Source organism: Duganella sp. BJB1802 (assembly GCF_013369445.1).
Taxonomy (GTDB): Bacteria; Pseudomonadota; Gammaproteobacteria; order Burkholderiales; family Burkholderiaceae_D; genus Rugamonas; species Rugamonas vulcania_A.
The window spans coordinates 392590-417439 of record NZ_JABWEF010000002.1; the positions used below are offsets into that span (position 1 = coordinate 392590).

The 24850-nt window shown below is 65.2% G+C and carries 16 protein-coding genes; 5 read left to right on the forward strand and 11 right to left on the reverse strand.

The genetic code is table 11. From position 1 onward, the window contains the following. Nucleotides 1-4: 4 nt before the first annotated feature. The 8 genes from HUX88_RS04930 to HUX88_RS04965 form a co-directional block, all read right to left on the reverse strand. On the reverse strand, nucleotides 5-1573 hold the full coding sequence (locus HUX88_RS04930; RefSeq protein WP_117015543.1) for an aldehyde dehydrogenase (NADP(+)): 1569 nt from the start codon (nucleotides 1571-1573) through the stop codon (nucleotides 5-7). Further along, complete coding sequence (araD1, locus tag HUX88_RS04935) at nucleotides 1570-2562, reverse strand: AraD1 family protein (RefSeq protein ID WP_117015542.1); 993 nt, start codon at nucleotides 2560-2562, stop codon at nucleotides 1570-1572. Before araD1 ends, HUX88_RS04930 begins: the two co-directional genes overlap by 4 nt. 18 nt (nucleotides 2563-2580) lie before the next feature. Continuing rightward, entirely contained in the window at nucleotides 2581-4323 is a 1743-nt protein-coding gene (locus HUX88_RS04940) for an IlvD/Edd family dehydratase (RefSeq protein ID WP_117015541.1), read from the reverse strand. A gap of 128 nt (nucleotides 4324-4451) precedes the next feature. Then, a complete protein-coding gene (locus tag HUX88_RS04945) occupies nucleotides 4452-5498 on the reverse strand; it encodes an aldose epimerase family protein (RefSeq protein ID WP_176361026.1) in 1047 nt (348 codons plus the stop codon). Between the two features lie 86 nt (nucleotides 5499-5584). Next, nucleotides 5585-6532, reverse strand: coding sequence for a family 43 glycosylhydrolase (locus HUX88_RS04950; protein ID WP_176361027.1), 948 nt, complete (start codon nucleotides 6530-6532; stop codon nucleotides 5585-5587). Between the two features lie 19 nt (nucleotides 6533-6551). Continuing rightward, nucleotides 6552-7904 (reverse strand): MFS transporter, encoded by a 1353-nt coding sequence (locus HUX88_RS04955; protein ID WP_117015538.1) that lies wholly within the window; start codon nucleotides 7902-7904, stop codon nucleotides 6552-6554. A 56-nt stretch (nucleotides 7905-7960) separates the two neighbouring features. After that, the gene (locus HUX88_RS04960) at nucleotides 7961-10858 is read right to left on the reverse strand and encodes a TonB-dependent receptor (protein WP_176361028.1); all 2898 of its coding nucleotides are present in this window, start codon (nucleotides 10856-10858) and stop codon (nucleotides 7961-7963) included. A 182-nt stretch (nucleotides 10859-11040) separates the two neighbouring features. Beyond that, nucleotides 11041-12513 (reverse strand): AMP nucleosidase, encoded by a 1473-nt coding sequence (locus tag HUX88_RS04965; protein ID WP_229219197.1) that lies wholly within the window; start codon nucleotides 12511-12513, stop codon nucleotides 11041-11043. A 168-nt stretch (nucleotides 12514-12681) separates the two neighbouring features. Here HUX88_RS04965 and HUX88_RS04970 point away from each other — a divergent pair, with 168 nt between their 5' ends. Genes HUX88_RS04970 through HUX88_RS04980 form a run of 3 tightly spaced genes read left to right on the forward strand, consistent with a single transcriptional unit; the run spans nucleotide 12682 to nucleotide 18106 of the window. Then, entirely contained in the window at nucleotides 12682-16803 is a 4122-nt protein-coding gene (locus tag HUX88_RS04970; protein WP_176361029.1) for a Pls/PosA family non-ribosomal peptide synthetase, read from the forward strand. Next, on the forward strand, nucleotides 16803-17390 hold the full coding sequence (locus HUX88_RS04975) for a 4'-phosphopantetheinyl transferase superfamily protein (protein WP_229219198.1): 588 nt from the start codon (nucleotides 16803-16805) through the stop codon (nucleotides 17388-17390). The genes HUX88_RS04970 and HUX88_RS04975 overlap by 1 nt, the downstream gene beginning before the upstream one ends. Beyond that, complete coding sequence (locus HUX88_RS04980; protein ID WP_176361031.1) at nucleotides 17387-18106, forward strand: polysaccharide deacetylase family protein; 720 nt, start codon at nucleotides 17387-17389, stop codon at nucleotides 18104-18106. The genes HUX88_RS04975 and HUX88_RS04980 overlap by 4 nt, the downstream gene beginning before the upstream one ends. Here the strand turns inward: HUX88_RS04980 and HUX88_RS04985 are convergent. Together HUX88_RS04985 and bla are read right to left on the reverse strand one after the other, a co-directional pair. Next, complete coding sequence (locus HUX88_RS04985; protein ID WP_117013797.1) at nucleotides 18103-18618, reverse strand: hypothetical protein; 516 nt, start codon at nucleotides 18616-18618, stop codon at nucleotides 18103-18105. The genes HUX88_RS04980 and HUX88_RS04985 overlap by 4 nt on opposite strands. Before the next feature lie 29 nt (nucleotides 18619-18647). Continuing rightward, nucleotides 18648-19535 carry a class A beta-lactamase gene (bla, locus tag HUX88_RS04990; RefSeq protein WP_176361032.1) on the reverse strand — a complete coding sequence of 296 codons (888 nt, stop codon included), beginning with the start codon at nucleotides 19533-19535 and terminating at the stop codon, nucleotides 18648-18650. 105 nt (nucleotides 19536-19640) lie between these two features. Between bla and HUX88_RS04995 the strand changes: the two genes are divergently transcribed. Together HUX88_RS04995 and HUX88_RS05000 are read left to right on the forward strand one after the other, a co-directional pair. After that, nucleotides 19641-21170, forward strand: coding sequence for an FAD-dependent monooxygenase (locus HUX88_RS04995; RefSeq protein ID WP_176361033.1), 1530 nt, complete (start codon nucleotides 19641-19643; stop codon nucleotides 21168-21170). Between the two features lie 66 nt (nucleotides 21171-21236). After that, a complete protein-coding gene (locus tag HUX88_RS05000) occupies nucleotides 21237-23090 on the forward strand; it encodes a DUF885 family protein (protein WP_176361034.1) in 1854 nt (617 codons plus the stop codon). Nucleotides 23091-23101: 11 nt separating this feature from the next. Here HUX88_RS05000 and HUX88_RS05005 read toward each other — a convergent pair whose 3' ends face one another. Continuing rightward, complete coding sequence (locus HUX88_RS05005) at nucleotides 23102-24781, reverse strand: S41 family peptidase (RefSeq protein ID WP_176361035.1); 1680 nt, start codon at nucleotides 24779-24781, stop codon at nucleotides 23102-23104. Between the last annotated feature and the right edge of the window lie 69 nt (nucleotides 24782-24850).

Here is a 24850-nt window from a genome sequence, read left to right on the forward strand (position 1 = left end):
TGGATCAGTTACGCGTCAGTTCACCCTCCCGGCGGCGCCAAACCACCGGGCCGTTGTCGCGCAAGACTTCGGGCAACAGCGCTTGCGACAGGTTCTGGTACGACACCGGACGCAGGAAGCGCACGATCGCGCCCGTGCCGACGGACGTGCTGCGGCCATCGGAGGTCGACGGGAACGGTCCGCCGTGCACCATCGCGCTGCAGACTTCCACGCCGGTCGGGAAGCCGTTGGCCAGAATGCGGCCGGCCTTGCGCTCCAACACAGGCAGCAGCTTGTGCGCTTCATCCAGGTCGCCGTCATCCAGTTGCAGCGTGGCGGTCAGCTGGCCTTCGAGGCTTTCGGCGATCTGGCGCAGTTCCGCCATGTCCTTGCAGGCGACCAGCAGCGAAGCCGGTCCGAATACCTCCTCCGACAGCGCATGCTGCGACAGGAAGGCCGCGCCGCTGGTGACGAACAGCGCCGGAGCGCCCTTGCCTTCCGCCTGCGGCGCCAGCGCCAGCGTCTTCACGTCCGCATGCTCGGCCAGCTGGGCGACGCCGCGCTGGAAGCTGCCGGCGATCCCCGGCGACAGCATGGCGCAAGCGGCGCCACCGGCCAGCGCTTGCGCGGCGGCGTTGGCGAAGCGGTCCAGCTCAGGGCCGGCGACGCCGATCACCAGGCCGGGATTGGTGCACATCTGGCCCACACCCAGCACCAGCGATCCGGCGAATGCGCCGGCGATGTCCTCGGCGCGCGCAGCCAGTGCGCGCGGCATCAGGAACACTGGATTGATCGAGCTCATTTCCGCATACACGGGAATCGGCACCGGACGCGCGGCCGCAACAGCCATCAGCGCCGTACCGCCGCTGCGCGAGCCGGTGAAGCCGACCGCCTTGATGGCCGGGTGGCGCACCAACTCCTGGCCGATGCCGTTGCCGCTGCCGGTCAGCAGCGCGAACACGCCGGCCGGCAGGCCGCACAGCTCCACGGCCTTGACCACGGCGCGGCCCACCAGCTCCGACGTGCCGGGATGCGCGGAGTGCGCCTTCAGCACCACCGGGCAGCCGGCCGCCAATGCCGACGCGGTGTCGCCGCCGGCCACAGAAAAAGCCAACGGGAAGTTACTGGCCGCGAAAACCGCGACGGGACCGAGTCCGATCATGCGCATGCGCAGGTCCGGACGCGGCGGCGCCCGATCCGGCAACGCCTTGTCGATGCGGACGTCGTTCCACGAGCCTTCGCGCAGCAGGTTGGCAAACAGTTTCAGCTGGCCGACGGTGCGGCCACGCTCACCCTCGATGCGGGCGCGCGGCAGCCCGGTTTCGGCCATCACGCGCTCCACCAGCACATCGCCCAGCGCCATGATTTGCTCGCCGATGGCTTCGAGGAAGACGGCGCGCTTCTCGTCGCTCAGCGCGCGGAAGGTGTCGAACGCGGCGTCGGCCAGGCGGCAGGCCTGGTCGATCTGGTCGAAATCGACCGCATGGAATTCAGGCTCCATCGGCTGCTGCAACGATGGGTTGTAGGCGCGGACAGGGCTGCCCGTGCCTTTGACGGCGACGCCGCCGATCAGTGCTTCACCGGTGATGATCATAGTGCCTTCACTTTCGCGACTTCGGTTTTGTACACGGCCAGCTTGTTGCGCAAGGCTGGGCCGAACTGCGGCGCTTCGATTTCAAACGTCTCGCCGGGCTTGACGACGATGTTGTCGGCCACGCTCAGCGTCGCCGTACCGAAGAAGTGGATGTGCACATCGCCCGGACGCTTGAACAGCGGGTACTTGAAGTGGTGGTGCTCCAGGTTGGCGATGGTGTGCGACATATTCTGCTCGCCGCTGAAGAAGGCCTTCTCCCAACGGACCTTGCCTTCCACGTCGTAGATGCGCGAGGTGCCTTCGATGTGCGCCGGCGCTTCGCCGACCAGCAGCGCCGGGCCCAGGCCGCAGGCGCGCAGCTTGGAATGTGCGAGGTACAGGTAATTCTGGCGTTCGGTCACGTGGTCCGAGAACTCGTTGCCGATGGCGTAGCCCACGCGGTACGGCTGGCCGTCGTCGCCGATCACGTACAGCCCCGCCACTTCAGGCTCTTCGCCGCCGTCCAGCGCGAAGTCCGGCATGTTCAGGGCCTGGCCGCTGGCGGCCACGATGGAGCCGTCGCCCTTGTAGAACCATTCCGGCTGCACGCCGGCCTGGCCCGCCGCAGGCTTGCCGCCTTCCACGCCCATGCGGAACATCTTCATGGAGTCGCTCAGGGATGCGACGTCGCCGCCGATTTTCTTGTGCATGGCGTCGCGGGTGTCGGCGCTGCCCAGGTGGGTCAGGCCGGTGCCGGTGACGTAGCAGTGGGCGTCGTCGCTGTGGTCCAGCGGCGGCAGCAGGCGGCCGGCCGCGGCGACGGCGTCGAACGCCACCACGGCGGAACCGGTGGCTTGCGCCGCCAGGTCGGCCAGACCGGTCGACTTGCGGATCGCGGCTTGCGCCAGCGCGTAGGTGGTGTCGTAGCCTTCGATGACGCGGATGGTGTTCTGTTCCAGCACGCCGATCTGGCGCGCGCCTTGTTCGTTCTTGAATTGTACGAGTAACATGGTGTCTCCGGATTTTGATTAGTGCGAGTGGCGCGGCACGGCCGATCCACGATTCCCGACCAGGAAGTCGAAGTCGCAGCCTTCATCGGCTTGCAGCACGTGTTCGATGTACAGCTGCTGGTAACCGGTCTTCGGACCAGGCGCCGAGCCGGGCACACGCGCGGCCTGGCGTTCCGCCATCTCCGCATCCGAAATCTCCAGGTTCAGCAAACCGCCGGCGCAATCGAGCGTGATCCAGTCGCCGTCCTTGACGATGCCCAGCGGGCCGCCGGCCATCGCTTCCGGCGCCACGTGCAGCACCACGGTGCCGTAGGCAGTGCCGCTCATGCGCGCGTCCGAGATGCGGACCATGTCCTTGACGCCGGCCGCCAGCAGTTTCGGCGGCAGGCCCATGTTCCCTACCTCGGCCATGCCGGGATAACCTTTCGGGCCGCAGTTCTTCATCACCAGCACCGAGTTGGCATCGACTTCCAGTTCAGGATCGACGATGCGGCTCTTGTAGTGTTCAAAGTCCTCGAACACCACGGCGCGGCCGCGATGCTGCATCAGCTCCGGCGTGGCGGCCGACGGTTTCAACACCGCGCCGCGCGGCGCCAGGTTGCCGCGCAGGATGCAGATGCCGCCATCCTTCAGCAGCGGCTTGTCCAGCGGACGGATCACCTCATCGTCGTAGATCGGCGCGTCCTTGCAGTTGTCCCACAGCGATTTGCCGTTGACGGTCAGTGCGCTCGGATGCGGCACCAGGTCGCCCTCGCCCATGCGGCGGATCGCGCCCGGCAGGCCGCCGGCGTAGTAGAACTCCTCCATCAGGAAGCGGCCCGACGGCAGCAGGTCGACGATGGTCGGCGTGCCACGGCCCACGCGGGTCCAGTCCTCCAGCTCCAGGTCCACGCCGATGCGGCCTGCGATGGCCTTCAGGTGGATCACGGCGTTGGTGGAACCGCCGATGGCGGCGTTGACGCGGATCGCGTTCTCGAAGTTCTCGCGCTTGAGGATCTTCGACAGCGTCAGGCCTTCCTTCACCATCTCGACGGCGCGGATGCCCGACATGTGCGCCAGGATGTAGCGGCGCGAATCGACGGCGGGGATGGCGGCGTTGTGCGGCAGCGTGGTGCCAAGCGCCTCGGCCATGCAAGCCATCGTGGACGCGGTGCCCATGGTGTTGCAGGTGCCTGCGGAGCGGGAGTGACCCGATTCCGCCGACATGAATTCGTGCATGGAGATTTCGCCGGCCTTGACCTGCTCGTGCAGCTGCCATACGGCGGTGCCGGAGCCGATGTTCTTGCCGTTCAGTTTACCGTTCAGCATAGGGCCGCCGCTGACGACGATGGTCGGGATGTCGACCGAGGCGGCGCCCATCAGCAGCGCCGGGGTGGTCTTGTCGCAGCCGACCAGCAGCACCACGCCGTCCATCGGATTGCCGCGGATCGATTCCTCGACATCCATGCTGGCCAGGTTGCGGGTCAACATGGCGGTCGGGCGCAGGTTCGATTCGCCGTTGGAAAACACCGGGAACTCGACCGGGAAGCCGCCCGCCTCCAGGATGCCGCGCTTGACGTGTTCCGCCAGCTTGCGGAAGTGGGCATTGCAAGGGGTCAGCTCGGACCACGTGTTGCAGATGCCGATGATAGGTTTGCCCTGGAATTCATGATCGGGGATACCCTGATTCTTCATCCAGCTGCGATACATGAAACCGTTCTTGTCTTGCGTACCAAACCACTCGGCGGAGCGCAGCTTCACCTTTTTGTCGTTCTCGGACATGCATATCTCCTCAGTATGTTCCTGTGCGGGAGCCTGATGTCATGCCCCCGCATCGATGAAGCCATACTAAGTTGTACTGAGATATCTTTCCAATAAATTATTATTCGACTTTGATACCCAATTTGGTATCAGTCCTCGACACTAAAGCGGTAAGCCATGACGGTGGTGTATTCCTCGCCGGGACGTAGTATCGTCGACGGGAATTCGGGACAGTTGGGCGAATCGGGATAATGCTGCGGTTCGAGGCAGAAGCCGCTGCGATAGCCGTAGATGCGCCCTTTCCCGCCCATGCCGTCATGGAGGAAGTTCCCGCTGTAGAACTGCACGCCCGGCTCCTGGGTCAGCACCTCCAGCACGCGGCCGGAGGACGGATCGCGCACGCGGGCCGCCAGTTCCAGCGCGCGCGGCGCGGATTTATTCAGCACGAAGTTGTGGTCGTAGCCGGCGCCGTGGCGCAGCTGCTCGTCGTCCTGGTCGATGCGCGCGCCGATCGCGTGCGGCGTGCGGAAGTCGAACGGCGTGCCCGCCACCGCAGGCAGTTCGCCGGTGGGTATCAGGCCGCTGTCGACCGGGGTGTAGGCGTCGGCCGCGATGGTCAGCTCGTGGGACAGGATGTCGCCCTTGCCGGCCAGGTTGAAATAGGCGTGGTTGGTCAGGTTGACCGGTGTCGCCTTATCGGTGATGGCGTGGAAAGCGATACGCAATTCGTTATTCTCGCGCAGTTCGTAGATGACCGTCACTTCCAGGTTGCCGGGGTAGCCCTGCTCGCCGTCGGCGCTCAGGTAGCTCAGGATCAGGCCCGCCGATTTGGGCGTGGCGAAGGTTTCGGCTTCCCACATGCGGCGGTGGAAGCCGTCCACGCCTCCGTGTAAATGATTTACACCGTTGTTCACGTTCAGCTGGTACGTCTGGCCGTCCAGCGTGAAGCGGCCGTTGGCGATGCGGTTGCCGTATCGGCCGATCAGCGCGCCGAAGTAGTGGGATTCGCCCAGGTAGGCGGCGGCATCGTCGAAGCCCAGGCAGACGTCGGCCAGCTTGCCGTCGCGGCCGGGCGTGTGGATTTCGGTGATCACGCCGCCAAGGTCGCTGATCTTGACGATCATGCCATTGGCGTTGGTCAGGGTGTACAGGGTGGCTTCGGGGCCGAAGGGTGCTGCGGTGACGTTGGGCTGCATGGAGGCTTTCTACGGCAACGGCGGCCGACGGAATTTGTTCCGTGGCCGCCGCGAGTGTTCTATAAATTTCCGCTTTCGCGGTGCGTTCAGGCTATCGAGGGCTTTCCAAATACCGGCATGCCCTGCTCGTCCCACTTCAGTGGTTTGACATAGGTGTGCCGGTCCGGGTTCCACAACGGATCGCCGATAATCTCGGTATAAGTGCGTGCATGATAAACCAACATCACGGTCTCGCCGTCGTCGCCGATGGTGAAGCTGTTATGTCCCGGTCCGTACACGCCGTGTTCGAAGCAGGTCTGCAGCACCGGCTGGCGCGACTTGGTCCACGATGTCGGGTCCAGCAGGTTGGCGCGGTCGTCCGCCCACAACAGGCCCATGGCGTAGTTCTCGTCGGTGGCGCTGGCCGAGTAGCTGATGAAGACCTTGCCGTTTTTCTTCAGCACCGACGGCCCTTCGTTGACCCAGAAGCCGCGGATCTCCCAATCGAATTCCGGCTTGCTCAGCATGACCGGCGGGCCGCCCAGCTGCCACGGCGTCTTCATCGGCGCGATGTACAGGTTGGAATTACCCTCGATGGCCACGTCCTTCTGCGCCCACAGGTAGTACAGCTGCCCCTTGTGGGTGAAGGTGGTGGCGTCCAGGCAGAAGGTGTCGATGCCGGTGTCGATCTGCCCCATGAACTCCCACTCGCCTTCCAGCGGATTGGGATTGGCGTTGCGGATCGCGTACATGCGGTGCTGGAACAGCTTGTGTTTGATCTCGCGGCTCGGCGCGGCGGCGAAGTAGACGTACCAGGCGCCGTCGTTGTAGTGCAGCTCCGGCGCCCAAACCAGTTCGCTGTACGGGCCCGTGTCGGGCTTGTGCCAGACATCGACCTTCTCCGCGTCCGCCAGGCCCGCGATGGTCTTGGCGCGTCGCAGCTCGATGCGGTCGTACTGCGGCACCGAGGCGGTGAAGTAGTAGTAGCCGTCGCTGTGACGAATGATAAAAGGATCGGCGCGCTGCTCGATCAGCGGGGTGAGGACTTCTTCCATTGCTTCCATTTCCTGAAAATTAGACTGCCACATAAGCTTTGACTCCCATCGCCGCCTTGACTTCGGTGTAGTACTTGTCGTTGATACGGTACTTGAACATCAACAGCCCCATGACGGTGTGGAAGAAGCCCGGTATCAGCGTCATCATCAAGACGATGCCGTGCAGCGCATAGGCGCTCTGCTCGACGTTGGGCACATAGGCGAAATGCGTCAGCAGCTTGCCGACCAGGATGCCGGCGATGCCCATGCCCGCCTTCTGGCAGACCGAGATGCCGCCGAACGCGAAGCCCGATACCCGCTTGCCGGTCTTGACGACGCCGTAGTCGATGGTCTCGGCGATGGACGACCAGAACACCGGCGCATGCAGGTCCACCACGAACGACAGCAGGAAGTACAACACAAACGCCAGCATGGTGTCGCCCGGTCCGACGAAGAAGTACATCGCGGCGCTGATCAGACCCACGCCGATCTGCGTCCAGCGGAACAGCTTGACCTTGCAATAGAACTTGGTGATCCAGGTCGAGGCGATCATCGACAGGATGGCGGCCACCACGCCGGTGGACAGGAAGGCCGAGATGGTCGGGCCGTCGGCGCCGAGATAGTATTTGGCGTAGTAGATGGCCACCGAGCCGCGCACCACGTAGCCGATGGTGCCGGTCACGCAGACGCCGCACAGGATCAGCCACTGGTCGTTCCGGACCAGCACCTTCACCTGCTCCCACAGCGACTGGCGCTGCACCACGTGCCGCACGCGCTCCTGGGTGGTGAAGAAGCAGAACAGGAACAGCAGCACGCCCATGCCGGCCATCACGGCCATGGCGAACTGGTAGCCGGCGGCCGCGTTGCCGCCGCCCCAGCGCTCCGACAGCAGCGGCACGATCACCGTCACCATGAAGGCGCCGATCTTGGCGAAGAACAGGCGGTAGCCGTTGGCGGACAAGGTCTCCTGCGGATCCTTGGACAAGGCGCTGGGCAGCGAGATGTACGGAATGCCGACGCCCGCCGTCATGATGGTCATGATGATGTAGGTCGAATAGGCCCAAACCAGCTTGGCGCTGTAGCCCCAGTCCGGCGTGGTGAAGACGAAGAACACGCTGAGGCCATACGGCACCGCCAGCAACAGCAGCCACGGACGGTAACGCCCCCAGCGGCTGGTGAAACGGTCGGTGATCTGGCCCATGGTCAGGTCGGCCATCGCGCCGACGAACTTCACCACGCCGAACATCAGCGCCAGGTCCATCGTCTTCAGGCCGTAGATGTCGGTGTAGAAGAAGGTAATGATCAACATCATCGACGAGATCACCACGTTCAGCGCCATGTCTCCAGCGCCGAAGCCTATTTTTTCCACCAACGACAATTTTTGATTCGACATCTGATACTCCAACAGGTTGGCGTTCCCGCTGACGGGAACGCTCTTAGGTCTTCCAGTTACATCTGCCAGCGCAAGGCGGCCGAGACCGAACGTCCGATCTGCAGCGTACCGAAATTGGTCAACTGCGGCGTACCCGCGCTGCCGAAGTGGTAGTACTGCTGCTGCATTTCATTGGTCAGGTTGACGCCGCTGATATCGACCGACATCCGGTCGTTGATCTTGTAGGAGATCTGCATGTCCACGCTCTTTTCCGGCTGACGCCAGATGCCGATCGGATTGGCGAACAAGGCCGCTTCGTTCCTGGCCAGGAAGCCGGAGCGCCACACATAGGACAGGCGCGCGCTGACCGGACCCTTTTCGTAGGCCAGCGTGGCGTTGTACGAGCTGTGCGACACGCCGAAGAACGGCGTCTCGAGCTGCGAGACGATGACGCCGGCATCATTGGCGTCGGGGACGTTCTGCGACGAGGTCAGCCGCGTGTAGCTGCCCTGGATGCCCAGGCCGTCCAGCAGGCTCGGCAGCCCTTTCGGGAAGTAGATCAAGCCGAGCTCGCCGCCTTTGATGTCGCCGTTGGAGGCGTTGACCGGCGAGTTGATGACGTAGTCGTAGCCGTTCGTATGGTCGCCGCCCGAGGTCGAGTTGCGGAACGGGTCGTTCGCCGGATCGACGTGCACCTTGTGACGCAAGCTCACCACCAGGCCGTCGATCTTGCGCTTGAACAGCGTGCCGTACAGCGCGCTGTCCTTCTGGAAGTACCACTCGCCCGTCAGGTCGAGGTTCTTGGAGTGGGTCGGCTTCAGGTCGGGATTGCCGCCGCTGCCCGAGCCATAACCCACCTTGGACACGTCGTCGCCCAGTTGCAGGACGGGATTCAGGTCGCCGAAAGTCGGGCGGCGCAGGGTTTCGCCGTAGTTGAAGCGCACCACGACGTCCTTGGCCGGGTCGTAAATCAGGGTCATGCTGGGCAGGACCTTGCTGGTCGACTTGCTGGCGCCGGACGGCGTGACCGCCTTGGTGGTGGCGTCGACCTTGTAGAAGTTCATGTCGGTATCGACCTTGACATAGCGCGCGCCGAAATTGCCGCGCAGGCGATGGCCGAACAGCTCGTTCTGGGTGTTCCCCATCACGAACAGGTTCTTCGTCTTTTCATCGACGTCGAAGGTCTTCTGCAGGCTCAGCTTGTCGGTCGTCAGGAAGTTCGCATCGGCCGCGTTGTACATCTTGCGCCACTCGTCGATATGGTCGCGGATGTAGTAGGCGTTGGGCTCCACCCAGGAGCGCGGAACGTCCGAGATGGACGTGCCGAAGTTCGCGTTGGTGGAGGAATACGCCGCGCCCAGCGAGGCCAGGTTGCGGCCCAGGAAGGCCGATTGCGTCCGGTTGGCCTCCGACGCCTTGCGGTCGTCGAAGCGCGCGCCGAACTGGATCGACTGCAGCGCACCCCAGTCGGCATCGTAGACGCCGCCCAGGCTGGCGGTCGCGGCGCTGCCCTTGTTGCGGTTGGCGGTGTCGTAGAACTGCGCGACATTCCACTTGCTCGGGTCGGTCAGGTCGGCGTTGTTGTTGAAACGGAAGGCCGTGTTGCCGCCGCCGCCATTGAAGTCGACCGAGATGGACGGCGCGACGCGATCGATCCGGGTGGCGGTGAATTCCGAGTGGAAGGTGCTGGTCTGGTACGACAGGTCGCCTTCCAGCTTCAGCTTGTCGCTGATGTCCCACTTGCCGTTCAGGGCATACACGTAGGAGTCGGTCGCCGACGTGGTGTAGTCGCCGCTGTTGAAGCCGTAGACGTTGTTGACGTTGCGGCTCTTGATGATGTTCGTCCCCGGGAAGGTCGTGATCGAGCTGGCGGGGTTGCTGCCGAGGTCACCCCACCAGTCGACAAAGCTGAACAGCAACTGGTTGAAGGTCTTGTCGCGATAACCGTTGTACATCGATTCGAAGGTGTAGACCGAATCGCTGTTCGGTTTCCACTGCAGGGCGATGTTGGCGGCGGGACGCTCGCGGTCGCCCTTGAGGTCGCTCTGAAAAACGGCGTCGCGCGCCAGGTAGTACGGATAAGCCTTGCCGTTGAAATCCAGCGTCGAACCGGCCGCGGTCGGCAAGCCGGTGTGGGTGCCGGGCGTCCAGATGTTGTTGTCGAAGATGCGCTGCAGCGGCGTGTAACCCGCGGGAACCTCGGCGGCGTTCGGGCTGGTGAACGGCACCATCGCGCCCGGCGTCACGCTTTCGTTGCGGTATTTCGTCTTGACTTCCGACAGGTTGACCAGCGCGCCGACTTCGCCGATGCCGGTTTGCCAGCGGTTGCTGAACATGGCGCTGAGCTGCGGGTTGGCCTTGTTCGCGGGTTCGAGGTAGGTTTCACGGGCCGACAGCGAAATCTTCTGGCCCTTGAAATCGAACGGCCGCAGCGACTTCACGTCGACCTGGCCGGCGATGCCGGTTTCCAGCTGGCTGGCGTCGCGCGTCTTGTAGACGTCGATCTGGCGAACCAGGGTCGACGGGATGTCCTGGAGCGCGACCTGGGTGCCGGACGCGGTGAAAATGGTGCGGCCGTTCCAGGTTGTCTGGACGTCGGGCAGGCCACGGATGGACAAGGTGCCGACCTCGCCGCCGGCGCGGTCGGTGACCTGGATCCCGGTCACGCGCTGCAGCGCTTCGACGACATTGTTGTCGGGCAGCTTGCCGATGTCTTCGGCGACGATCGATTCCACCACCTGGTCGCTGGTGCGCTTGATCGCCAGGCTCTTGATCAGCGATGCCTTGACGCCCGTGACCACCACGGTCGCGGCGTCGGTCGGGGTGTCGGTCGGTTGCGTCTTTTCGGCGGCGGCTTGCGCCCACACCGAGGCGCTGCTGAGCAGGCCGGCCGCAGCCAGTACCGCGACGCCGGTTTTCAGGACAAGGCGATGCTTCGCCTGGGACTCGACAGTCCCGGTCATTTGCTTGTTCATATGTCTCCAGTGTTATCTTTTTTATGTGTTTTCGACTAACTCGGAATTCATCTTATGGGCTGGCAAAAAAACAAACCAATCAATTTTTTCCGGTTTTTGATATCGAAAAAGGTATCACCAAAGGCGGAGCAAACGAAAAAAAAGCCCGCGCTTGGCGGGCTTCATGCATTTTTTGCATGGATTTACTGGAACGCGACCTCCGTGAAGCTGCGTAACTTGCGGCTGTGAAGCTTGTCCACGCCCAGCGCGCGCAGCAGTTCCAGCGCGCGAATGCCGATCCGTAAATGCTGGTCGACACGCTCGCGGTAAAACTGGTTAGCCATGCCGGGCAATTTGATCTCGCCGTGCATGGGCTTGTCGCTCACGCACAACAAAGTCCCGTACGGCACGCGGAAACGGAAGCCGTTGGCGGCGATGGTGGCGCTTTCCATGTCCAGCGCGATCGCCCTGCTCTGGCTGAACCGGCGCTCCGGCGTGCGCTGCGGCAGCAGCTCCCAGTTGCGGTTGTCGGTGCTGGCGACGGTGCCGGTGCGCATCACGCGCTTCAAATCGTGGCCGGTGAGCTGCGTGACCTCAGCCACGGCGGCCTCGATCGCCACCTGCACCTCGGCCAGCGGCGGGATCGGCACCCACAGCGGCAGGTCCTCGTCGAGCACGTGGTCCTCACGCACATAGCCGTGCGCCAGCACGTAGTCGCCCAGCTGCTGCGTGTTGCGCAGGCCGGCGCAGTGGCCCAGCATCAGCCACGCATGCGGGCGCAGCACGGCGATGTGGTCGGTGATGGTCTTGGCGTTGGCCGGGCCGACGCCGATGTTGACCATCGAGATGCCGGTGCCGTCGGCGCGCACCAGGTGGTAGCCCGGCATCTGCGGCAGGCGCGGCGGCTGCGCGCCGTGCGCGTCGCTGGCCTGCACCGCCTGGCCGACACGGCGCGTGACCATGTTGCCCGGTTCGATGAAGGCGATGTAGTCGTCTCCCGGCGCGCCGGACGCCTGGCCCATCAGCTCATGGCCCAGCTTGACGAACTCGTCGATATAAAACTGGTAGTTGGTGAAGAGCACAAACTTCTGGAAGTGCTCGCACGAGGTGCCGGTGTAGTGGCGCAGGCGCTGCAGCGAGTAGTCCACGCGCGGCGCCGTGAACAGCGACAGCGGCTGGGCCTCGCCCGGCGGCGGCTCGTGGGTGCCGTTGGCGATGCCGTCGTCCATCGCGGCGAGGTTGGGTAGATCAAAAACGTCGCGCATCAGCAGGCGCCGCTCCGCGCTCATATTGCCTTCGATGTGCTCGTGCTCGGCGAACGAGAAGTGGATCGGGATCGGCTGCGAGCTGGTGCCCACCTCGATGCGCAGGTGGTGGCTGCCGTGGTTCTTCAGCAGCAGCTTGAACTGTTGCTGGTAGTAGCGCGCGAACAGGTCGGGCCGGGTCAGCGTGGTTTCGTAGGTGCCGGGGCCGGCCACGAAGCCGAACGCCAGCGTCGAATCGGCGCGCGCCACGGTGTCGGTGTGGACCCGCACGAACGGGTAGCAGCCGCGCACGTGCTCGCCGACATCCTCGCCGGCCACAAAGCGTTTCATGGCATCGCGCAGGTGGGCGACGTTGGCCTCGTAAATGGCCAAAACCTGTTCATAAGCGGCAATCGGATCGTCAAATTGCATGGGGGCGATAAACGGACGGTTCATTGACATGCGGCTCCTCGGTGACACAGGAAAATCTCCCTATATTTCCCATTGTAAAGGCTGACAGCGGAACTTGCATTCTTCCTCTATTGGAACGCACATCCGTACCGTACAATGACACCCGCCAACACAAAATAAAGTCTCAGCATGAACGACCCAGTAACACCGCACATTCCGCAATCGCATCCAGACATTCTTTACGGGAAACCGCAAAGCGAGTTGCTGCGCGAGGAAATCCTGGCGGACCTGCTGGAAGCAAGCGCCGCCCGCACCCCCGACCACACCGCGCTGATCTTCGGCGCCCGCAGCCTCAGCTACCGCGAACTGAACGCCCAGGCCGACCTGGTGGCGGCCCGCCTGATCGACGCCGGCGTGCGCCCGGGCCAGATCGTCGGCCTGTGGCTGCCGCGCGGCATCGAGCTGCTGGTGCTGCAGGCGGGCATCGCCAAGGCCGGCGCGGCCTGGCTGCCGGTCGACGAGGACATCCCGGTCGACCGCCTGCAAGTGTGTCTGGACGACGCCGACGGCGCCGGCGTGCTGACCTGCGCCGCCTTCGCGCCGCGCCTGGCGGACATCGGCCGTCCCGTGTGGACCGCCGAGGCGCTGCTGGCCGCGCCGCCGGCCGGCGCCACGCTGTCGCGCCGCGCCGCCGTCTCGCCCGACGTGCCGGCCTACGTCATCTACACCTCCGGCTCGACCGGCAAGCCGAAAGGCATCCTGATCACCCAGCGCAGCATCTGCCACTTCCTGCGCAGCGAGAACGCGGTGCTCGGCGTGAGCGCGCAGGACAAGGTCTATCAGGGCTTCTCGGTGGCCTTCGACATGTCGTTCGAAGAGATCTGGATCGCCTACCTGGTTGGCGCCACGCTGTGGATCGGCCCCAAGGAAATCAGCGGCGACCCCGAAACGCTGCCGCGCATGCTCGACGAGAACCGGGTCACGGTGCTGCACGCCGTGCCCACGCTGCTGGCGCTGTTCAATCAGGAAGTGCCCAGCCTGCGCCTGATCAACCTGGGCGGCGAGATGTGTCCGGAATCGCTGGTGGAGCGTTGGTCGCGCCCCGGCCGGCAGATGTTCAACACCTACGGTCCGACCGAGGCGACGGTGTCGGCCAGCCTGGCGCGCCTGCAGCCGGGCCATCCGGTCACCATCGGCACGCCGCTGCCCAACTACGGCCTGCTGGTGATCGACACCAGCACCGAACCGGCCATCGCCGCCGCGGCCGTGGCGCAGGGCCCCGACGCGCCAGCCGGCATCGACGCCGACAACCCGCTGGCACAAGCGGCCGCGGCGCCGCACGAACCGGCGCTGCGCCTGCTGCCGCGCGGCGAGATCGGTGAGCTGTGCATCACCGGCCCTGGCCTGGCGGCCGGCTACCTTGGCCGACCGGACCTGACGGCGGAAAAATTCCTGGTCAACCCATGGTCCAGCGGCCAGCACGACGCCCGCCTGTACCGCACCGGCGACCTGGCCCGCATCGACGCCGACGGCGAGGTGCTGTGCCTGGGCCGTGCCGACGACCAGGTGAAGATACGCGGCTTCCGCGTGGAGCTCGGCGAGATCGAGGCCGTGCTGGCGCAGCAGGAAGGCGTCGGCACGGTCGCTGTCTTGCTGCGCAAGGACGACGGCATCGACCAGCTGGTGGCCTACATCGTGCCGGAAGCCGGCGCCACGCTGGACGCCAGGACACTGCGCGCCAGCCTGGCCGCCACGCTGCCGCCGTACATGGTCCCCGGCCGCTACGAAATGCAGGAAGCCATGCCGCGCCTGACCTCCGGCAAAATCGACCGCAAGGCGCTGAAGGCCATGCCGCTGAGCGCACCGCCGGCCGGCGGCAACGAGGAATCCGACCTGCCCGAGACCCCGGGTGAGGAAGCGCTGTTCGCCGCGCTGGCCACGCTGTTCCCCGGCCAGCCGGTGCTGCGCCAGGCCGACTTCTTCACCGACCTTGGCGGCCACTCGTTCTTCGCGGCGCGCCTGGCCTCGGCCCTGCGCGCCGATCCGCGCTTCGCCCACATCACCGTGCGCGACATCTACCAGCAGCGCCAGGTCGGCAAGATCGCCCTGGTGCTGGCCGACGCGCCCAAGGCCGCCGAGGCGGAGGCCGACTGGACGCCGCCCTCCTCGCTCAAGCGCTGGACCTGCGGCGTGGCGCAAGTGGCCGCGATGCCGGCGCTGGTGGCGCTGCGCATGGCGCAGTGGCTGGCGCCGTTCTTCACCTATCACTTCTTCACCGGCGATCCTGGCGACTCCGTGGCGATCGCGATCGCCGCCTCGGTCGGCGTGTTCCTGCTGGCGACGATCGGCGAATTCTGCATCGCCATCGCCGGCAAATGGCTGATCGCCGGCCGCCTGCAGGCCGGCGACTATCCGCTGTGGGGCATCACCTACTATCGCTGGTGGCTGGCCGACCGACTGGTGGAGGCGGCGCCTGCCTACCTGCTGAGCGGCTCCTCGCTCAACGCCTGGTGGCTGCGCGCGCTGGGCGCCAAGGTGGGCAAGGACGTCATCATCGGCTCGATGACCTTGCGCTCGCCGGACCTGCTCAGCATCGGCGACAACGTCAGCATCGGCAACGCCGTCAACTTCGAGAACGCCCGTGTGCAGCGCGGCCGCCTGCTGCTGGGCCAAATCACGCTGGAAGACGACACCTGCGTCAGCTCCTTCGCCGTCATGGAGGGCAATACGCATATCGAAGCGCTGGGCCACCTGGAAGGCCAGTCAGCGCTGGGCGACGGCATGCGCGTGCCGGCCGGCCGCGTGTGGGCCGGTTCGCCGGCGCGCGACACCGGCGCCTTCGACACCACCCGCCTGCCGCCGCGCCCACAAGCCAGCGCCGCGCGCCGCATGGGTGAAGGCTTGTTCTTCATCTTCGGCATCCTGCTGATCGTCACGCTGTTCTTCATGCCGGTGTTCCCGAGCTTCGTGCTGATCGACTGGTTCGACGAAGCCGGATGGCTGCCGTGGATCCAGGGCGACGACGTGCGCGTCCAGCTGCTGCGCTACTTCCTGCTGGCCTTCCCCGCCAGCACGGTGCTGATCGTGCTGACGGCGCTGCTGTCGGCCGGCATCCGCTGGAGCGTGCTGCCACGCCTGCAGCCGGGCCGCTCGGCCATCCACAGCAACACCTACTGCGCCAAGTGGCTGGTGAGCCAGATCCAGGAATCGAGCCTCAACGTCCTGCACGGCATTTACGCCACCGTGTTCGCGCCGTACTGGTATCGCCTGCTCGGCGCCAAGGTCGGCAAGGACGCCGAGATCTCCACCGCGCTGGGCGTGGTGCCGGACATGCTGACCCTGGGCGACGAAACCTTCATCGCCGACGCGGTCATGCTGGGCGACGAGGAGATCGACGGCGGCTGGATGATCATGAAGCCGACCGTGATTTCGCACCGCAGCTTCGTCGGCAACGGCGCCTACATCCCGGACGGCACGGTGCTGCCGGAGCATGTACTGATCGGCGTGCACTCGCGCGCGCCGGACAACGAGCAAATGAAAAGCGGCGACACCTGGCTGGGCTCCCCGCCGATCAACCTGCCCGCGCGCGAGCAGACCAGCGGCTATCCCGAGAACCTGACCTTCCACCCGTCGCCCATGCGCCGCCTGGGCCGCGGCCTGATCGAAGCGTTCCGCATCGTCGCGCCGCATGCGCTGGTGATCGCGGTCGGCTACACGCTGGTGCTGGCGGTGATGCCGGCCGCCGGCGCCGGCCGCTGGGCCGAGGTGACGTGGGACCTGACCCTGGCGGGCCTGGGCTACGGCATCGGCAACTACATCTTCGTGGTGCTGCTCAAATGGCTGCTGATCGGCCGTTACCGCAAACAGTCGGAGCCGATGTGGACGCCGTTCGTGTGGCTGTCCGAGGGCGTGACCAACCTGTACGAAGGCATCGCCGTGCCGAACTTCATGCGCTACCTGCGCGGCACGCCGTGGCTGCCGCTGGCGTTCAACATGCTCGGTTCGCGCATCGGCAAGGGCGTCTATCTCGACACCACCGACATCACGGAATTCGACTGCGTCCACATCGGCGACCACAGCGAACTGAATGCGCTCACCTGCCCGCAAACCCACCTGTTCGAGGACCGCGTGATGAAGATCGACCGCGTCACCATCGGCAAGAACGTCTACATGGGACCGCGCAGCGCGGTGCTGTACAGCGCCGTCGTCGGCGACAACGCCCGCCTCGGCGCGCTGACGCTGGTGATGAAGGGCGAGCAGATTCCCGCCAATGGCTACTGGGCCGGCTGTCCCGCCGCGCCGGCGCGATGATGGAGCTGATCGTCCATCCCTGGCCGGGACCCGTGCCGACGCAGCAGGACGGCGTCGTGGCGATCTACATAACGGTCGCGCACGACATGCCCCGGGCGCACCAGCGGGCTGAAATCCGGCGCGCGATATCCGAGGTGCTGGCCGCGCTGACCGGCAAGCCCGCGGCAAGCTTCGGCATCCACTCGCTCCCGGGCCATCCCCTGAAAGTCGTCGTGGACGGGCATGACAGCGATATCGGCTGCTCCTTCAGCCACGAGGACGGATGCTCGATCGCCGCGGTCAACCTGCACGGCGCGGTCGGCATCGACCTGATGCGCGTGTATGAAGTCTTCAACTGGCAGGCCGTGGCGCGCGACTATCTCGGCCCGGAAGCCTGCGCCGCGCTGGCCGCCACGCCCGCCGCCGACAGCACGCTCGCATTCGTCCTGGCGTGGACCCGGCATGAGGCCACGCTCAAATGCCACGGCATACAGCTTGTCGAATGGTCGGAGGACCTTGCGGTGCCGGCGACGGTCACGGCGTCCACCATGCTGCCGAATAATCTGGTAGCCTCGCTGGCACTCCCACTTCAGGACCAAGCACAATGAGAATCGCGATAGCAGGCTTGCTGGTCACGCTGGCCGGCCTGACCAACGCCGCCGACTGCGGCCCCGATAAGCTGGGCACCGCCCGCACCATCACGCTGAAGCGCGAGGCCGCGCTGTACGGCGCGCTGCAGCACGCGCCGCTGCCGCTGCAAAAGAACGAAATCGTACTGACCTTCGACGACGGCCCGATGCCGGAAACCACGCCGCTGGTGCTCAAGGCGCTTGAGGACCAATGCGCGCGGGCCACGTTCTTCATGGTCGGGACCAATCTGGAGAAATCGCCCGAGCTGGCGCGGCGCGTGGTGGCGGAAGGCCACTCGGCCGGAGTGCACAGCCAGACGCACACAAACCTGACCACGATGAGCGAACCGGCGCAGCTGGCCGATCTGCGCCAAGTGCGGGCGGCCTACCAGACCGTCTTCGGCAAGGCCACGCCGGCCTATCGCTTCCCTTACCTGGCCGAGACGCCAGCCACGCTGGCCGCGCTCAAGGACGCCGGCGTCACCGTGATGTCGATAGACCTCGGCATCAACGACTGGCTGCCGGAGGACACCACCGAGATCCTGGTCGAGCGCCTGGTCAAAAGCCTGGACACCACCGGCGGCGGCATCCTTCTCATGCACGACGTGAACGTGCCGACCGCGAAGGCGCTGCCGTCGCTGCTCAAGCTACTCAAGCAGCGCGGCTACAGCGTGGTCCACCTGGAGTGGAATTAGGCGGGAGCGTCGAGGAAGAAGATGGCGGTCAGCTTGGCCGGCGTCTTCTCGGTGGGCTTGTCGATCTGGATCTGGGCGCAGTCCTCGGCCACCAGGCTGCGCCAGTTGCCGACACCGGCGGCGGAAAATATCGTATGCGCCTTGGAGCTCATGCTCATGTCGATCGCCAGGCGCGCATTGCGCTCGCCGGTCTTGGCGTAGTTCACGCCGCGCAGTTCGATGCCGTAGGCCGCCAGCCAAGGCTCCCACAGGCCGGACTCCACGCCCTGCACGATGCGGTTCAACATGACCTCCAGCGTCAGGCCCTTCTTGACCGTGGCGCGCAGCACCTGCAGCGAAGGCGCATGGCGCGCATCGGTGCCCTGCTTGCCGGCGCCGCTTTCGCCGATCGCCTTCGCTTCCTTGGAAAAGGCCGCGTCGCGCTCCGTGTAGTCGCGCATGCGCGCGTAGAAATCGGCGTTCAGGAAGGGATTCGCTACCCGGCCCGCAGGCGCTTGTTTTTGGTTCGTCATGGTCAGGCCTTAAAGTGTAAGGCCGTAGTTTAACCGACTCGGAAGGCCTCGACGACTATCCTGGTCGCTTCGGCGATGATCTCGCTGCGCGCCTTGTCATCCTTGCCCGGCTGGGTGAAGTAGACCACCAGCGCCACCGGCGCCTTGCCCGGCTGCCAAATGACGCCGATATCGTTGGTGGTGCCGTAGTCGCCGGTGCCGGTTTTGTCGGCCACCTGGCTGCCGGCCGGTACGCCGGCGCGGATGCGGGTGTCGCCGGTGGTGGTCCCCAGCATCCAGTCCTTGAGCTGCTTGCGCTGCGCCGCGCCCAGGCCATCGCCCAGCACCAGCTTGTGCAGCGACTCCACCATCGACGCCGGCGTCGTGGTGTCGCGCGGATCGCCGGGCAGCGCGGTGTTGAGCTCCGTCTCCATGCGGTCGAGGCGGAATTCCATGTCGCCGATCGCGCGCGCGAACGCCGTCACCGCGGCCGGCCCGCCGATCTGCTTCATCAGCAGGTTGGCCGCCGTGTTGTCGCTGGTCTGGATGGTGGCCTCGCACAGCGCCGCGACGGTCATGCCCCGGCCGATATACTTTTCGGTGACCGGCGAATACGTCACCATGTCGGCCTTCGAATACCGCACCCGCTTCTTCAGCAGCGCCGGCCCCTTGGCCAGCACCGCCGCCGCCAGCATCATCTTGAACGTGCTGCAGAACGGGAAGCGCTCATCGGCGCGATGCAGCAGGCGGCGGCCGTCGGCCGTGTTCATCGCGGCCACGCCCAGCCGGCCGCCCGAATCGGCCTCCAGCTTGGCCAACAGCGCCGCCGCCGACAGCGGCATGGATGACGGCGCGTTGTCGAGCAGGTCGGCGGCGTTGGCGAAAGGAGCGACGGCAAGCGCCAGCAACAGGGTACGGCGAGTGGCGGAAACGGTCATGGCGCATAGGTGCAAGTTAAACAATGTTTCGCATCTTACCAGCCGTTTCTTAAGCTCGTATTCAATCGAACGCGCCCCGTCGGGCGGCGGATGTAGACTCATTACATGGCCCCTCAAGTCCTCATCGTCGGCGCCGGTCCCACCGGCTTGGTGCTCGCCATCCGCCTGGCTCGGCATGGCGTTGCCCTGCGCATCATCGACAAGAACAGCGGCCCGGGCCAGGCTTCGCGCGCCATGGCGGTGCATGCGCGCACGCTGGAGTTCTACCGGCAGCTGGGCTTTGCCGATGTCGTCGTCAACCTCGGCATCAAGGTCGAAGCCATCCACCTGCGCGAGGGCGGCGAGGATGTGATCGAGCTGCCGTTCAAGGACATCGGCGCGGGACTCAGCCCCTACCCCTTCGTGCTGGCCTTCCCGCAGGACGACCACGAACGCTTCCTGGTCGAGCAGTTGAAGGCGCTCGGCGTCGAGGTCGAATGGAACACCGCGCTGGCGTCGTTCACGCAGGACGAATGGGGCGTGCGCGCCATGCTGGAACGGGACGGCGCCCATGTGGCCTGCAACAGCGCCTACCTGTGCGGGTGCGACGGCGCCCATAGCCGCGTGCGCGAATCGCTCAAGCTCGATTTCGCCGGCGGCACCTACGACCATCTGTACTACGTGGCCGACGTCAAGACCTCGGGCCCGGAAAACCGCGACCTGGTCGGCCATATCGGCGCCAACACCTTCGCGCTGATGCTGCCGGTGCGCTCGCGCGGCATGCAGCGCCTGATCGGCATCATGCCGCCGCAGGCGGAGGCCATGCCGGAGCCGGGGTTCGAGGACGTCCGCCCTGTGCTGGAGCCGCTGCTCGGCATCAAGGTGGAACAGGTCAACTGGTTCTCCACCTACCGCGTGCACCATCGCGTGGCGTCGCAGTTCCACTCCGGCCGCTGCTTCCTGAGCGGCGATGCCGCCCACGTCCACAGCCCCGCCGGCGGCCAGGGCATGAACACCGGCATCGGCGACGCCGTCAACCTGTCATGGAAACTGGCCCAGGTGCTGCAAGCCCGCGCCGATCCCGCCCTGCTCGACACCTACCAGGCCGAACGCATCGTCTTCGCGCGCAAGCTGGTGGCCACCACCGACCGCGTGTTCCAGCTGGTGGTGTCGCAAGGCGCCGGCGGGCAGCTGCTGCGCAACTGGCTGGTGCCGCACCTGCTGCCCATGCTGGCCGGCTTTGCGGCCGCGCGCCGCACGGCGTTCAAGACCTTGTCGCAAGTGCAGATCCACTATCCCGACAGTCCCCTGAGCGCGGGCCGCGCCGGCGACGTGATCGGCGGCGACCGTCTGCCGTGGGTGCCGCAGGCCGACGGCGGCGACAACTTCGAGGCGCTGCAATCGCTGGAGTGGCAGTTGCACGTCTACGGCGCGGCCTCGCCCGCGCTGGACGCCACGGCCTGCGGGCTGTCGCTGCCGCTGCACGTCTATCCATGGACCGAGGCCGCCGCCGACGCCGGCCTGCTGCGCGACGCGGCCTACCTGGTCCGGCCGGACATGCACGTGGCGCTGGCCATGCCGCGCCAGGAACTCGACACCCTGCACGACGTGGCGGCGCGCCACCACTTGCGCTTCGCCCACCGCAAAATTGATTGACACGCTTCCCGGCATCAGGCTAAGGTCTTCACCGCACGAATTCTTTGCCAGCCTATAAAGGAAGCCATGAACCACCAGCCCCAGAATTTCTCCCGCCGCCAACTGCTGTTGTCCGCACTGTCCGCCGCCACGGTCAACGCGCTGCCCGGCTTCGCGCTGGCGCAGGCCGCGCCGGCCGACGCCAGGTTCTCCACGCTGCTGGAGAACTTCGCCGACGAGATTCTGCGGCTGGCGCCGACCAGTGCCACCTCGCTGGGACTGGACAAGGACGCGCGCGCCGGCCTGAAGGCGCAGTTGGAAGATGTGTCGCCGGTTGGCGATGCCGCCTGGGCCGCGCAGGTCAAGTCCATGCTGGGCCGCCTGTCCGCGCTGGACCGCGCGGCCCTCGGCGCCGACGCGCAACTGCGCTACGACACGGTGCGCTATGCCGCCGGCGAAGGCGTGGCGGGCTTGCGCTTCCCGTTCGGCGGCGCCGCCAGCGGCTTCTTTGGCGGCACCTCGCCCTTCCCCGTCACGCAGCAGGACGGCGCGCTGACCCGCATCCCCGAATTCCTCGACTCGCAGCACCAGATCTCCAACGCCGCCGATGCCGAGGCCTACCTGGAACGCGTGGCCGGCATGGCGCGCATGCTGGACCAGGAGACCGCCCGCATCGTCGAACAGGCCGGCCACGGCGTCATGCCGCCGGACTTCATCGCCCGCACCGCGCTGGGGCAGTTGAAGGACTACCGCAAGACCGCCGTCGCCGCGCAAAAGCTGGTGACGTCGATCGGCGAACGCACCGAGAAACTGGGCATCGCCGGCGACTGGACCGCGCGCGCGGCCAAGCTGGTCGAGGGCATGGTCTATCCGGCGCTGGACCGGCAGATCGCCGCCTTCGCCAAGGCCACCGCCAAGGCGACCGACGTCGCCGGCGTGCACCACCTGCCCGACGGCGCCGCGTACTATGAATGGGCGCTCAAGCTGGGCACCTCGACCAGTCATAGCGCCAAGGAGATCCACGCGATCGGCCTGGAACAGAACAAGCAGCTGCAGGCGCGCATCGACACCATCCTCAAGGCGCAGGGCATCACGCATGGCACGGTGGGCGCGCGCCTGACGGCGCTGGCCAAGGATCCGAAGCGCTTCTACGCCGACAACGACCAGGGCCGCGAACAGCTGATCGCCTACTGCAATGAGCGCATCCAGGCCGTGCGCGCGCTGATGCCGAAGATCTCGCACATGGATTTGAAGGTGCCGCTGCAGGTCAAGCGCGTGCCGGCCGATATCGAGGCCGGCGCGGCGCTGGGCTATATGAACTTCGCCTCGCTGGACGGCTCACGCCCGGCGATCTACTACATCAACCTGAAATCGACCACGCTGTGGCCGAAGTCCGAGCTGGCCACGCTGACCGCGCACGAAGGCTTGCCGGGCCACGCCTTCCAGGGTGCCTACCTGGCCGAGCATCACGACGAGCTGCCGCTGATCGCATCGCTGATGGGCTTCAACGCTTTCGTCGAAGGCTGGGCGTTGTATGCGGAACAGCTGGTCGACGAATTCGGCCTGTACGCCAACGATCCGTTCAGCGAGATCGGCTATCTCCAGGCGCAGCAGTTCCGTGCGTGCCGGCTGGTGGTCGATACCGGCATCCACGCGATGAAGTGGACGCGCCAGCAGGCGATCCGCTTCCTGGTCGAGAATACGGGGCGCGGCCTGCAGGCGATGACCAGCGAGATCGACCGCTATTGCGTGTCGCCGGGGCAGGCGTGCGGCTACAAGATGGGCCACAACGAAATCCTGCGCCAGCGCGAGCGCGCCAAGGCCGCGCTGGGCGGCAGGTTCGACCTGGCCGCCTTCAACGACGCGCTGGTGCAAAGCTGCGGCGTGCCGCTGACCGTGCTGCCGACCGTGGTGGACCGCTACATCAACGGCGCGCGATAGAACTGCGGCCCTTATTCCCGCTGTATTTCGGCGATCGCGGCATCCAGCACTTCGTCGCGCATCGCACGTAGTCCCTTGATGGTCGGCTTGACCTCGATGTCGGGAATGATCCCGACACGCTGGGTGGGCCGCTTATCGGGATAGAACACGCCGATACCGCTGATCATGGTCCTTAAGCCTCCAGGCAAGGGAATCGAGGACACGTTGCCATCGGCGCCGGCCGTCGTGCTCCCGACCACCTTGGCGCGTGCCCCCACCCGCAAGGCCATTGCCGTGTATTCGGACTGGCTCTGTGACTTCTCGTCGACCAGTATCATCACCTTGCCTGGATAATGGGCCGCCTTCGGCGCAATCGTGAGCTCAGCCCCCCATTTGAAGCCACCCGGATTGGAGAGATCCCCCGCCGTGAATCGCACAAACTTGGTTGGCTTATCGATGAAATACGGACCGAGGACAAAAGGCATGAAGTCCGACGGGTAGTTCCGGATATCGATGATCAAGCCCTTGGTATGCGCGGCGCGCTCCATGTAGTCCGGAATATTGTCGCGCTTGACGGACGACAGTTTGATATACGCGATGTCCTCACCAAGAAGCTGGAAGGTTTCGCCCGCTTTGTCATGGGTTAGCCGCGCCTTGGACGCGGCTCGCGGTGGCCGGGAGACCGACATCTCCCTTAAGCCATCGCCTTGCCGCACCTTCAGTCGCGCGATCCCGCAATCGCCGACGGTCATGTTTTCAGCCACATCTCGCAAGCGAGTCGGCTCATTCGAGGCCGCGTAATAAGGCCGCCAGGAATCGACAAGCCGGGAAACCGGGACGTCATCGATCGCTTCGATGATATCGCCTGGGCGTAGCCCAGTTGCCGCGCCAGCTTCTTCGTTCGTGTAGCCGGTGACCGCCGCCCCCCCTTCCACGAAGCGGATCCGGAGCGGCAGCTGGCATGCCCCCACCGGTGGGCGCACCTGAAGCGAACTCCATAAATTGGCGTGAGTATCGTTGATGCGCGCAATGACGGCCATCATCGCCAATTCATAGGCTGGGCGATCTTTTGCCAGGGCCACAGGGATGATGGACTCCCGTAGTACGTTGTCCCAGTTTTCGCCGATCTCTTCGCGGTATGGCGCCCAATACTCGACAATATTCCAGAACCGGAACAAGGCGAGCAGCTGGAAGCCGGCATCCGGAAAAATCAGCGCTTTATACTCGGCTTCCTTGTCGAATATGGGATTGCTTATTTGGGGCACCAAGGAAATGTAGGACTGCGTTTTCGCGCTGCTACGATTCAAGTAGATCCTGTTCAGATCGTTCCTGAGCTCCGCGCTGAGCAGATGCGTATCGTTCAACCACTCCAGATTCGGCAACAATTGGAAGTCCTGCTTGTCCAGTTTGGCGCAAGGATTACATTCCGCGATCGGTTCTAGTTTCGCGATCCATCCGTGCAGAATGCCATCGGCACTGCCGCGATCGGGTGCCGCCAGAACCACCGGCAGTATTCTCAGCAGTTCGTAGTCCCACTGGTGCTGCCCACCGACCACGGAGGGATGGTGGTACTTCAAGAATCCCCAGACCTTGGCGGCGATGGCGAGGTTGTCGACTTGTATGGGACTGAGCTGTTTGAGGCTGATGCGGGAGCCCGCATCAAATTCGTGGTTCCAGTCGACCGCCTGTGTGTCGGCTTGGGCTGTGGCCATGCTCAAAGTGAAAACACAGGCGACAAGCGTGTTGCGAAGTATATTTCTGAGCATCAATACCTGCCTAAT